Annotated in this window: 10 protein-coding genes; 5 read left to right on the top strand and 5 right to left on the bottom strand. The window is 60.3% G+C overall.

Annotation, left to right across the window (positions count from 1 at the left end; translation table 11 throughout):
• Positions 1–8 precede the first annotated feature (8 nt).
• The 3 genes from HFD97_RS14165 to glpD form a co-directional block, all read right to left on the bottom strand.
• Complete coding sequence (locus tag HFD97_RS14165) at positions 9–869, bottom strand: triphosphoribosyl-dephospho-CoA synthase (protein ID WP_167432095.1); 861 nt, start codon at positions 867–869, stop codon at positions 9–11.
• Complete coding sequence (gene mdcA / locus HFD97_RS14170; RefSeq protein ID WP_167432094.1) at positions 870–2525, bottom strand: malonate decarboxylase subunit alpha; 1656 nt, start codon at positions 2523–2525, stop codon at positions 870–872. It lies immediately after the preceding gene.
• A 302-nt stretch (positions 2526–2827) separates the two neighbouring features.
• Complete coding sequence (gene glpD / locus HFD97_RS14175) at positions 2828–4333, bottom strand: glycerol-3-phosphate dehydrogenase (protein WP_009087728.1); 1506 nt, start codon at positions 4331–4333, stop codon at positions 2828–2830.
• 225 nt (positions 4334–4558) lie between these two features.
• Between glpD and glpE the strand changes: the two genes are divergently transcribed.
• From glpE to malQ, 5 genes are all read left to right on the top strand, one after another.
• A complete protein-coding gene (gene glpE / locus HFD97_RS14180) occupies positions 4559–4885 on the top strand; it encodes a thiosulfate sulfurtransferase GlpE (protein WP_009087726.1) in 327 nt (108 codons plus the stop codon).
• A gap of 29 nt (positions 4886–4914) precedes the next feature.
• Complete coding sequence (gene glpG / locus HFD97_RS14185; protein WP_009087724.1) at positions 4915–5736, top strand: rhomboid family intramembrane serine protease GlpG; 822 nt, start codon at positions 4915–4917, stop codon at positions 5734–5736.
• 30 nt (positions 5737–5766) lie between these two features.
• The gene (locus HFD97_RS14190; protein ID WP_009087722.1) at positions 5767–6525 is read left to right on the top strand and encodes a DeoR/GlpR family transcriptional regulator; all 759 of its coding nucleotides are present in this window, start codon (positions 5767–5769) and stop codon (positions 6523–6525) included.
• Between the two features lie 154 nt (positions 6526–6679).
• Positions 6680–9085 (top strand): maltodextrin phosphorylase, encoded by a 2406-nt coding sequence (malP, locus tag HFD97_RS14195; RefSeq protein WP_167432093.1) that lies wholly within the window; start codon positions 6680–6682, stop codon positions 9083–9085.
• A 9-nt stretch (positions 9086–9094) separates the two neighbouring features.
• On the top strand, positions 9095–11176 hold the full coding sequence (gene malQ / locus HFD97_RS14200; protein WP_167432092.1) for a 4-alpha-glucanotransferase: 2082 nt from the start codon (positions 9095–9097) through the stop codon (positions 11174–11176).
• Positions 11177–11224: 48 nt separating this feature from the next.
• Here the strand turns inward: malQ and nfuA are convergent, their stop codons facing one another.
• Positions 11225–11800 carry a Fe-S biogenesis protein NfuA gene (gene nfuA / locus HFD97_RS14205; RefSeq protein ID WP_009087718.1) on the bottom strand — a complete coding sequence of 192 codons (576 nt, stop codon included), beginning with the start codon at positions 11798–11800 and terminating at the stop codon, positions 11225–11227.
• A gap of 58 nt (positions 11801–11858) precedes the next feature.
• The gene (gene gntX / locus HFD97_RS14210) at positions 11859–12539 is read right to left on the bottom strand and encodes a DNA utilization protein GntX (protein WP_167432091.1); all 681 of its coding nucleotides are present in this window, start codon (positions 12537–12539) and stop codon (positions 11859–11861) included.
• Positions 12540–12543: the final 4 nt, after the last annotated feature.

Here is a 12543-nt window from a genome sequence, read left to right on the forward strand (position 1 = left end):
AATGGCCTCTAAAAATATGTGTGTTCAGGCGAACAGACCCGATCGATAAACAGCGTCGCCGCGAGCAAATCGGCGGCCCCGCCCGGCGAGGCGTTGAGCGCCAGCATCCGGCGATCAAGCTGCGCCAGCGCCAGCTTTCCGCCTGCGGTGCGGCTGCCGCCTGCCAGCAGTACGGCCTGTGCCCCGTGCTGCATCGCCGTCAGCCCCGCCATCCCTGCCCGTGACAGCACGCAGGTATCGCTGAGCGAAGTCATGATCGCCATCAGCGCATCCAGGCGGGCTTCGCTTTCGCTGGCCCCCACCGCCCGGCTGATCAGCAACTGCGGCAGCGCCAGCTTCATCACGTGAGGAAACGCCTGTTGCGCCTCTTCGCGTGCGCCGGGCACCCGATAGCGGTGCGTCGCTTTTAACCCTTTGCTGAACAGTTTCGGCGCTACCCGGTCGGGCAGGCAGGCCAGGGCGGCGGCGGTACGGGTCAGCGGGTCGGCACTGGCAGCACCGCCATGCATGGCAGCGGCACTTACCAGTAAGCCCAGCGCCCAGATTGCTCCCCGATGGGTATTCACGCCACCGGTGGCCGCCATCATCTGCTGCTCGCCGTCGCGGCCCAGACGCCCGACCGTCTCGCGCAGGGCGATATCGGCGGGACGCTGCCAGCTGTGACGGGCCAGCGCCAGAAAGGTCGGTGCCAGGCTGTGAGCGGAGCGCTCCATCAGCGCCAGCGTCAGATCCTGATGCGCGCCGTTACCCCGACTGTCGACCAGACCCGGCTTGGGGCTCAGACGTGCTTCATCGATCAGGCAATCGCGCGCCAGCGTCGCCAGCAGGCTGGCCTGCGCCTCGGCTTGAGTCTGTGACAGGAGTTTCATTTACCAGCTCCGGAATTTAGCAGGCGGGTTGTACAGACCACCTGACCATTCGACCAGGTCAGCCACGCTGCCCGCGGCCAGCAGTGAACGGGTGGCGTCGGAACGGCGGATGCCCATATCTTCCGGATAGACCACTTTGCCGCTTTTACGCAGGGCCGCGACACGTGCCGCATCCACACCCAGACCGATGTCGGTAATGCCCGCCACGGCGGCGACCATAGAGCGACGCTCTTCCAGGCTCTCGGCGCGATAGAGGTAGGCGATGCCCTCCTCGGTCAGCACGTGGGTGACGTCATCGCCGTAGATCATCACCGGAGCCAGCGGCATACCCGAGGTTTTGGCCACATCGACCGCATCAAGGGTTTCAACGAAGGTGGGTTTTGCGCCGGCCTGGAAGGTCTCGACCATCTGCACCACCAGTTTTTTCCCGCGCTGCATCGGGTCTGGCTCGGTGATCATATTCAGCCAGGCGGGGGTCGCGTGACGGCGGCCGTGCGGATCGTGGCCCATATTCGGCGCGCCACCAAAGCCGGAGAGGCGGCCACGGGTCACGGTCGAGGAGTTGGCCAGCCCGTCAACCTGCAGGGTGGCCCCGATAAACATGTCGACTGCGTACTGGCCGGCCAGCTGACAGAAGGCGCGGTTAGAGCGCATCGAGCCGTCGCTGCCGGTAAAGAAAATGTCGGGACGGGCGCGGATATACTCTTCCATCCCCAGCTCGCCGCCGAAGCAGTGCACGCTCTCCACCCAGCCACTCTCAATTGCCGGGATCAGCGTCGGATGCGGGTTCAGCGCCCAGTGCTTACAGATTTTGCCTTTCAGGCCGAGCTGTTCGCCGTAGGTAGGTAGCAGCAGCTCAATCGCAGCGGTGTTAAAACCGATGCCGTGGTTGAGTGACTGCACCTGGTGTTCGGCGTAGATGCCTTTAATCGCCATCATCGCCATCAGGATATGTTCCTGCTTAATCAGGCGCGGATCGCGGGTAAACAGCGGTTCGATAAAGAACGGTTTGTCAGCAACGACAATGTAGTCGATCCAGGAGCCGGGAATATCGACGCGCGGCAGGTCGGTTTCGTCATCGACCAGTTCATTGACCTGGGCTATCACGATACCGTCACGGAACGCGGCGGCTTCCACCAGCGCCGGGGTATCTTCGGTGCCCGGACCGGTGTAGAGGTTGCCTTTGCGGTCAGCTTTGTAACCGGCAATCAGCGCCACATTCGGGCAGAGGTCAACATAAAGGCGGGAGTAGAGTTCGATATAGGTGTGGATAGCGCCGATTTCCAGCTGGCCATCCTGCAGCAGCTGCGACATGCGCAGACTCTGCGGACCGGAAAAAGAGAAGTCGAGTTTGCGGGCAATGCCTTTTTCAAAAATATCGAGATGCTCACTGCGGCCGACGCTGGGCATAATCATGTGCAGGTCGTGAATCTTTGCCGGATTTACCTGCGCCAGGGTGCGGGATAAGAAGTCAGCCTGTTTCTGGTTATTCCCCTCCAGCACCACGCGGTCGCCTGGGGCAATTAAGTGTTCGAGGGCTTCTGTGGCTCGTTCAACAGGAATGACTTTGCCATCAAGGGGGAAGGCGGCCATACGACGCGCTTTTTCATTGCGGCGTGTGTTCCACTCCCGGGCAGGCGTTTGGCCTGTGTTCATTTCAACCTCCTGATTAGAATCGCGGTACTGACGTTTTTGCTGAACAAAGTCTGCGCGTTCTGCATACGGCGTTCAATTAAGCAAAAAAGCGAAACGTTAGATTTAAGGTAACGATGGTGAGCGGCCTGGCGGCAGGCGAAACCCGAGGCGCTGCAGGCAGGCGGGAAGGGGGAAATGGCAGGGTGACAGGAGGAGAGCGTGCGAGGGGAAAGGGCTGCGGCACGATTTAACCGGTTCAGTTCGCGGTCGGCCACCCATAAAAAAAGCAGGCCGGAGCCTGCTTTCTGCTTTCTGCGGCCTGCTTAAGAGGCCAGCGAGAGTGCCGGTTTTGCTTTCGCGGCCAGCCACTCTGCCACGCGGGCCTGCTGCTCTTTCGTCAGCCACATACCCTGTTTGGTACGACGCCAGATAGCATCATCCAGCTCGCGAACCCACTCATGCTGCACCAGGTAGCGCAGCTCCGCCTCGTAAAACTCATGACCGAAGTTCTCACCCAGATCGTTCAGGCTTTTCGCTCCGGCTAACAGGGTTTCGGTGCTGCTGCCGTAGGTGCGTGAGAAGTGACGCGCCATGTTTTCACTGATGAACGGATAGCGACGACGCAGGCTGGCCGCATAATCTTCACGTGTGCCGGAGATGTTCCCGCCCGGTAACACGCAGTTCTTCGTCCAGGCCGGACCGGCGTTCGGATAGTACTTCGCCAGTTTTTCCAGCGCGTGCTCGGCCAGCTTGCGATAGGTGGTCAGCTTGCCGCCAAACACCGACAGCAGCGGCGCCTGGCCGTTGTCATCACGGACATCCAGCGTGTAATCGCGGGTGATCGCCTGCGGTGAGTCCGATTCATCATCACACAGAGGACGCACACCGGAGTAAGACCAGACGATGTCGTCAGCGGTCAGCTGCTTTTTGAAGTGGGCGTTGAACACCTTCAGCAGGTAGTCAGTTTCGCTGTCATCGATGTTGACGTTTTTCGGATCGCCTTTGTACTCCACGTCGGTGGTGCCGATGATGGAGAACTCATCCATCCACGGAATCACAAACACGATGCGATTATCTTCGTTCTGCAGGATGTAAGCCTGCTTTTCGGTGTGCACGCGCGGCACCACGATGTGGCTGCCTTTGATCAGGCGGATACCGTAAGGGGATTTGAGCTTCAGGCTGTCGTCAAACAGCTGCTTAACCCACGGGCCTGCAGCGTTGACCAGGCCTTTCGCCTGCCAGGTGTAGGTTTTGCCGCTGTCGACATCTTCCGCTTCCACCTTCCACAGACCGCCTTCACGCCAGGCGCGGGTCACGCGGGTGCGGGTCCGCACTTCGCCGCCGCGCTTCACCACTTCCTGCGCGTTGAGCACGACCATACGGGCGTCATCGACCCAGCAGTCAGAATATTCGAATCCGCGCGTAATCTCCGGCTTCAGGGCCGAATCCGCGCCAAAGCGCAGGCTTTTACTGCCTGGCAGGCTGGTGCGTTTGCCCAGATGGTCATACATAAACAGGCCGGTGCGGATCATCCACGCCGGACGCAGGTGCGGACGGTGCGGCAGACGGAAGCGCATCGGGAAGGCCAGGTGCGGCGCCATCTTCAGCAGGACTTCGCGCTCAGCCAGCGCTTCGCTGACCAGACGGAATTCATAATGTTCAAGGTAGCGCAGGCCGCCGTGAATCAGTTTCGAGCTGGCAGAGGAGGTCGCGCAAGCCAGATCCCGCGCCTCCAGCATTAACACCGACAGTCCGCGTCCTGCAGCGTCTGCTGCAATGCCGGCACCGTTGATGCCGCCGCCGATCACGATCAGGTCTTTGGTTTCCACGTCATCTCCTCCGATGTTCGGAATAGTTCACTAATGTTCGTTTTCGAGCATTATCATAGTCGAAAACCAACATTAGCGCCAGCTTTTAACCCGCTAAAAACATTTTTGCGTGATATAGCTAACATTATGTCCACCAAAAAAACAGATACCCGTAACGATTGTCAGGTTATCGGCGTGGCTTCTCGGGTTACACTACGCGCTATTGTGACGACTTTGAGAGATCCCATGGAAACGTTCGAATGTATTGATGTGCAGCAGGCGCAGGCGCGTCTGGCGCAGGGGGCACTGCTGGTCGATATCCGCGATCCGCAAAGCTTTGCGATGGGCCATGCGGCGGGTGCGCTGCATCTGACCAACACTAACCTCAGCGACTTTATCAGTCGTGCAGACCACAGCCTGCCGGTGCTGGTGATGTGTTATCACGGCAACAGCAGTAAAAGTGCAGCACAATATCTGCTGGGGCAGGGCTTCAGTGCGGCCTACAGTATTGATGGCGGTTTCGATGCCTGGCGCGCGGCCTTTCCGCAGCAGGTTGCCCTGGGCAGTGAGTAAGTGGCCGCCTGTCACACGGAGAGTTACTGATGCGCATTACCCAATTTAATCAGCCGCGCATGGCGCAGGCGTTTGTGGACTACATGGCAACGCGCGGCGTGACGCTGCGTATTGAGCATGACCAGCACTATGTCATCATGCTGGATGATGAGAGCCAGTTTTCCGTGGTCGAAAACGAACTTCAGCAGTTTCTGCATGACCCTAATCACCCACGCTATCAGGCGGCCAGCTGGCACAGCGGCAAAACCGACAGCGGGCTGCGCTATGAGCGCAGTAACATCTGGGCAAACATTCGTGAGCGCGCCGGGCCGCTGACGATGACGGTGATGGTGCTCTGTATCGCCGTCTTTATCCTGATGCAGGTGATGGGCGATCAGACCGTGATGGCCTGGCTCGCCTGGCCGGATGATGACCAGCATTTTCAGGTCTGGCGCTGGTTCAGCCATGCGCTGCTGCACTTCTCGCTGCTGCACATTCTGTTTAACCTGATGTGGTGGTGGTATCTGGGCGGGGCGGTTGAGAAGCGGCTCGGCAGCGGCAAACTCTTTGTCATTATGCTGATTTCCGCGCTGCTCAGCGGCTGGCTGCAGGCGAAATTCAGCGGCATCTGGTTTGGCGGCCTGTCGGGTGTAGTGTATGCCCTGATGGGCTACTGCTGGCTGCGCGGCGAGCGCGATCCCGACAGCGGCGTCTATCTTGAACGTGGCCTGATCGGTTTTGCGCTGGTCTGGCTGGTGATTGGCTGGTTCGGCGTCTTTGGGCTGGCCATTGCCAACGCAGCGCACGTCGCCGGTCTGCTGGTCGGGCTGGCGATGGCGCTGGTGGATACGCGTAACGTTACGCGTCGGTAAAGAGATTTTGCGGGTTAACAGGAGAGGAATGTGAAGCAGACGCAACGTCATGACGCGATTATCGATTTGGTCCGTCGTCAGGGATATGTCAGTACTGAGGAGCTGGTGGATCATTTTGAGGTCAGCCCGCAGACCATCCGTCGCGATCTCAACGATCTGGCCGATCAGAACAAAATTCAGCGCCACCACGGCGGCGCGGCGCTCCCCTCCAGCTCTGAGAACACCGCCTGGCACGATCGTAAAATGATGTGGTCGGCGGAGAAAGCGCGCATTGCTCAGCGGGTCGCCAGCCAGATCCCGGATGGGGCCACGCTGTTTATCGACATCGGCACCACGCCGGAAGCGGTGGCGCATGCGCTGCTCAACCACAGCGATCTGCGTGTAGTGACGAACAACCTCAACGTGGCGATGCTGCTGATGGGCAAACCCGATTTTCGGGTGATTATTGCCGGGGGCGAAGTGCGCACCCGCGATGGGGCGGTAATGGGAGAGGCGACGCTCGATTTCATTTCGCAGTTCCGGCTGGATTACGGCATTCTCGGCATCAGCGGCATCGATATGGATGGCTCGCTGCTGGAGTTTGACTATCACGAAGTGCGGACCAAGCGCGCGATTATTGAAAACTCCCGCTGTGCGCTGCTGGTTGTGGATCACTCGAAGTTTGGCCGCAACGCCATGGTTAACCTCGGCAATATGAGTCTGCTGGATTACATCTACACCGACAAGATGCCGCCCGCCAGCGTCATGAAGGTGATTGAACAGCATGAGGTGCACCTCGAACTCTGCTGATTCCTGCCACGCCAGCCTCCGGGCTGGCGTTTTTATTTGATTGCTGTCGCTTTTTTCCCCACTCCCGTCTTTACTTAACGATTGCTGGCCCCGCCTGCCAGCCCGTGCGCTTGCCATTTTTGCTTCACCTCATTGCGTAACAGAAGGGAGTGATATGCCGCAGCAGAAATTCAATAAAGCCCGTTTTAACGCCGCCTTTACCCGCCAGTGGCAACACCTCGGCCTCTCTTCCGCTCAGCAGATGACCCCGCACCAGGCGTGGCAGGCGGTCAGTGCGGCTATCGCGGAACTGCTGGCCGCACAACCGGCCCCGCGTCCGGCGCAGCAGCAGCGTCACGTTAACTATCTCTCGATGGAGTTTCTGATTGGCCGGCTGACCGGCAACAATCTGCTTAATCTCGGCTGGTATGACGAGGTGCAGGCGGCGCTGGCAGAGCAGCAGTTCGATTTAACGGCGCTGCTGGAGCAGGAGGTCGATCCGGCACTCGGCAACGGCGGACTGGGGCGACTGGCTGCCTGCTACATGGATTCGATGGCCACGGTCGGTCAGTCTGCAACCGGTCACGGACTTAACTACCAGTACGGCCTGTTCCGCCAGTCTTTTCAGGCGGGCCAGCAGAAGGAGGCGCCCGACGACTGGCAGCGCGAGCACTATCCCTGGTTCCGCCACAACGCGGCGCTGGATGTGGAGGTGGCGATGGGCGGTCGGGTCGAAAAGCAGGAGAACGGCGAGGTACGCTGGCAGCCCGGGTTTACACTGCGCGGTGAAGCCTGGGATTTGCCGGTCACCGGCTACCGCAATGGCGTCACGCTGCCGCTGCGTCTGTGGCAGGCGGTGAGTGCGCACCCTTTTGACCTGACGGCGTTTAATGACGGTCACTTCCTGCAGGCGGAGCAGCCCGGCATTGAGGCGGCAAAGCTGACCAAAGTGCTCTATCCCAACGACAATCATCACGCGGGCAAGCGGCTGCGCCTGATGCAGCAATATTTTCAGTGCGCCTGTGCGGTGGCCGATATTCTGCGCCGCCACCATCAGGCGGGACGCAGCATTCACAGCCTGCCCGATTTCGAAGTGATTCAGCTCAACGATACCCATCCCACCATCGCCATCCCGGAGATGCTGCGCGTGCTGCTGGATGAGCACCAGCTCGGCTGGGATGAGGCGTGGCAGATCACCAGCCGGCTGTTTGCTTACACCAACCACACCCTGATGCCGGAGGCGCTGGAGCGCTGGGATGAGAAGCTGATGCGCGCGCTGCTGCCGCGTCATCTGCTGATCATCAAAACGATCAATCAGCGGCTGAAAAAGGTGGTGAAGCAGCGCTGGCCGGATGACAAAGCGCTGTGGCATAAGCTGGCGGTGATTGCGGACGGTCAGGTGCGGATGGCGAATCTCTGCGTTGTCAGTGGGTTTGCGGTCAATGGCGTCGCGGCGCTGCACTCCCGGCTGGTGGTCAGCGATCTCTTCCCGGAATATCACCAGCTGTGGCCGCAAAAATTCCATAACGTCACCAACGGCATTACCCCGCGCCGCTGGCTGAAGCAGTGCAATCCGGCGCTGGCCGGGCTGATTGATGAGACGCTGAAAACCGAATGGGCCAGCAATCTCGACGCGCTGATCGGCCTGGAACCTTACGCCGACGACCCGGCGTTTCGTCAGCGCTATCGCAGCATCAAGCAGCAGAACAAGGCGCAGCTGACCGACTATATCGCCCGGCACACCGGGATTATCGTCAACCCGGCGGCCCTGTTCGATGTGCAGATCAAGCGACTGCATGAGTACAAGCGCCAGCACCTCAGCCTGCTGCATATCCTCTACTGCTATCAGCAGCTCTGTAATAACCCGGAGGATGTCACCTTCACGCCGCGGGTCTTCCTGTTCGGGGCAAAAGCCGCACCGGGTTACTACCTGGCGAAAAACATTATCTACGCGATAAACCGGGTGGCGGAGGTGGTGAACAACGATCCCCGCATCGGCGACCGGCTGAAAGTGGTTTTTCTCCCCGACTACCGCATCACCGTCGCCGAAATGATGATCCCGGCGGCCGACCTCTCTGAGCAGATCTCTACCGCCGGTTATGAAGCCTCGGGCACCGGCAACATGAAGCTGGCGCTGAACGGCGCGCTGACCATCGGCACGCTGGATGGGGCCAATGTCGAAATCGCTGAGCAGGTGGGCGAGGAGAATATCTTTATCTTCGGTCACACCGTAGAGGAGGTGAAAGCGCTGAAGGCCAAAGGCTATAACCCGAAAAAGGTGCGCAGGCAGAACAAGGCGCTGGATGATTTACTGAAAGCGCTGGAGAAGGGCAAATTCAGCGACGGGGATAAGCACGCGTTTGACCTGATGCTGGAGAGCCTGACGAAACACGGCGATCCCTGGCTGGTGCTGGCCGATTTCCAGCCTTACATCGAGGCGCAGCAACGGGTGGAAGCCCTGTGGCGCGACCCGGAAGGCTGGACCCGCGCCGCCATCCTCAACACAGCCCGGACCGGCATGTTCAGTTCGGACCGGTCCATTCGTGACTATCAGCAACGTATCTGGCAGGCACCCCGCTAAGGAGCAGCAATGAAACAGGATTCACTTGATCAGGCCGCCCGTGCTGCGGGTATTTCACTGGATTACATCAACGTCAACGGCGAGAAAGAGGCGATCAGCGACGAAACTAAACGTGCGCTGCTGGCGGTAATGGGCGATCCGCAGGAGGCGGGTAAATCGCCGCTGCCGCCAGTCGCCGTCTTCAGCGGCAGAGGCAAACGTCAGCTGACGCCGCAGGGCCGTGGCGTCTATCGCTGGCAGCTGCAGACAGAGAAGGGCAAATTGCTCAGCGGCGAGTTAACCGCGGGCGAACCCTTTACGTTGCCCACGCCGCTGGCGCAGGGGTATCACCAGCTGACGCTCAGCAAAGGGAAGAAAAGCTGGCAGACGCGGGTCATTGTTGCCCCGCGCCGCTGCTATCTGCCGCCGGCGCTGGAGGCGGGAGAGAAACGCTGGGGCGCACTGGTGCAACTCTATACCGTACGGTCTGAACAGAACTGGGGCATCGGTGACTTCGGCGATCTCGACCAGCTGCTGGTGCAGCTGGCCGCACGCGGAGGCGATTTCGTCGGGCTGAATCCGCTGCATGCGCTCTATCCCGCCAGCGCCGATTTCGCCAGTCCTTACAGTCCGTCATCACGCCGCTGGCTGAACATCATCTATATCGATGTCAGCCAGGTGGTCGATTTTCAGCAAAGCGCGGCGGCACAGAAGTGGTGGAAAAGTGCCAGAACGCAGAAGGCGCTGGCCAAAGCCCGCGAGGCGGAGCATGTCGATTACGCAGCGGTGATGGCGCTGAAGCTCGCCGCACTGCGCCACGCCTGGGCCCACTTTCAGGCCCGTGACCGCGCCAGCGACGAGCAGCAATCCTGGGCTGAGTTTGTGCGTGAAGGCGGTGACAGCCTGCGTTATCAGGCGGCCTACGACGGCATACAGCAGGCCCGACGGGCTGAGAATGCAAAACAGTGGGGCTGGCCCGCGTGGCCGGAAGGGTGGCGCAACAGTCAGCAGCCGGAGGTGCAGCAGTGGTGTAAGGAGCATGAAGAGGAGATCGCCTTCTGGCAGTGGCTGCAGTGGCTGGCGCAGCAGCAGTTCTCAGGCTGCTGGGCGCACAGCCAGGCGCTGGGCATGAGCGTGGGTCTCTACCGTGACCTGGCGGTTGGCGTGGCGGAAGGCAGCGCCGAAACCTGGCACGACCCGGAGCTCTACCGCCTTAAAGCCTCTGTCGGCGCACCGCCCGACCGCCTCGGTCCGCTGGGGCAGAACTGGGGCCTGCCGCCAATGGACCCGCATGTGATGCAGGCGCGCGGCTATCAGCCCTTTATCGACATGCTGCGAGCCAACATGCGTGACTGCGGTGCATTGCGCATCGATCATGTGATGTCGCTGCTGCGTCTGTGGTGGGTGCCCGCCGGAGAGACGGCGGATAAAGGCGCTTATGTCGCCTATCCGGTCGACGATCTGCTGGGGATTCTGGCGCTGGAGAGCCACCGGCTGCGCTGCATGGTGATTGGCGAAGATCTGGGCACCGTGCCGGAGGCGATAGTCAGCCTGCTGCGCAAAAGCGGCGTCTTTTCATGGAAGGTGCTCTGGTTCGAGCAGGAGAAAGATCAGCGTTATCGCGCGCCGCAGGACTATCCGCGTCAGTCGATTGCCAGCGCCAGCACGCACGATCTGCCCACCCTCACCGGTTTCTGGGAGCAGGGCGACCTGGCGCTGGGCGAGAAACTGGGCCTCTATCCGGGCGACGCGGTGAAGGCACTGCATGAGCAGCGGGCGACGCAGAAGCAGGCGCTGCTGGATGCCCTGCATCAGGCGGGGGCCCTGCCGGCTCGCAGTCAGAAAAAGGCGGAGAAGCTGGCAATGACGCCTGCACTGAACCGGGCAATCCACCGTTTTCTGGCCGACACCGACAGTGCGCTGCTGGGGCTGCAACCGGAGGACTGGCTCGGCATGACCACGCCGGTCAACGTGCCGGGCACGGTAGATCAATATCCCAACTGGCGGCGTAAGCTGAGCAAAACGCTGGAGGCGATCTTTGCCGACAGGGAAGTGAATGCACTGCTGAAGGTGGTCAGCCAGCAGCGTCAGTCAGGCAGGAAAGAGAAGTAACAAGAGCGCGGCAGTCTGACTGCCGCGCTCTTATCCTGTGCGTTAACATCAGTAGAAGGAGTGTTCGCCGCGCTGATGCTCGGTAATATCCCGCACGCCTTTCAGTTCCGGGAAGGCAGCCAGCAGCTCTTTCTCGATACCATCTTTCAGGGTGACGTCGATCATCGAACAGCCGTTACAGCCGCCGCCAAACTGCAGAATGGCGTAACCGTCATCGGTGATCTCCATCAGTGACACGCGTCCGCCGTGACCGGCCAGCTGTGGGTTGATCTGCGCCTGCAGCAGATACTCCACGCGCTCTACCATCGGCGCATCGTCAGACACCTTCCGCATTTTGGCGTTCGGCGCTTTCAGCGTCAGCTGTGAGCCGAGATTGTCAGTCACGAAGTCGATTTCCGCATCTTCCAGATAAGGTTTGCTCAGTTCATCAACATACGCAGAGAGCTTTTCGAACTTCAGCTCGGTGTCAGTCGCTTCAACGGCATCAGGCGGACAGTAAGAGACGCCGCACTCCGCTGTTGGCGTACCCGGGTTAATCACGAATACGCGAATCTGGGTGCCATCTTCTTGTTTGGATAGCAGTTTAGAAAAATGTTCCTGGGCAGAGTCAGTAATTCGGATCATGTCGATTGCTCAATAGTTGACTAATTTAGTTGGTTATAATACGCCCATCAATGACGCTCTACAAGGTACGGCACAGGCACCAGACCTGCACGCTGGCCGCGCCCTGCGCCAGTAACAGACGACTGATTTCATCGACCGTACTGCCGGTGGTGATGACGTCATCCAGCAGGGCGATATGGCGACCCTGCACCGCCATTTCAAGGCGGAAGGCATCCCGTAAGTTGGTGCGGCGCTGGCGGGCAGTGAGCTGATGCTGCAACGCTCCCCTTCGCTGGCGGGAGAGGCCGTCACGCCATTCGCACCGTAGCCAGTGCGCCAGCGGGGCGGCCAGCAGGGCGCTCTGGTTGTAACCACGCCGCCAGCGTCGCCGCCAGTGCAGCGGCACCGGCAGCAGCAGGTCGGGACGCACCACACGACCGTGCCGCCAGACATCCAGCCAGCTTAGCAAAAGCAGCCGCGCCAGCATCACCCTGAGTGCGGTTATGTGAGAAAACTTAAGCTGATTAACCCACTCACTGAATGGCGGGCGATAGTCATTGACGCAGACCAGCGCCTGCCAGGCGGGCGGTTTGCGCTGGCAGCGGTCACAGGCGACCCGCGTCGTCCCGGCGGGCAATCCGCAGCGTGGACAGAGCAGAGGCAGCGGCGGTAATTCACGCAGACATAAGCTGCACAGACCGTGACGGGCGATCTGTAACGGCATCTGGCATAGCCAACACAGGGCAGGCATTGCTAGCATAGCG

Origin of the sequence: Pantoea sp. EKM103V (assembly GCF_011800365.1) — a bacterium.
GTDB classification, from domain to species: domain Bacteria; phylum Pseudomonadota; class Gammaproteobacteria; order Enterobacterales; family Enterobacteriaceae; genus Pantoea; species Pantoea anthophila.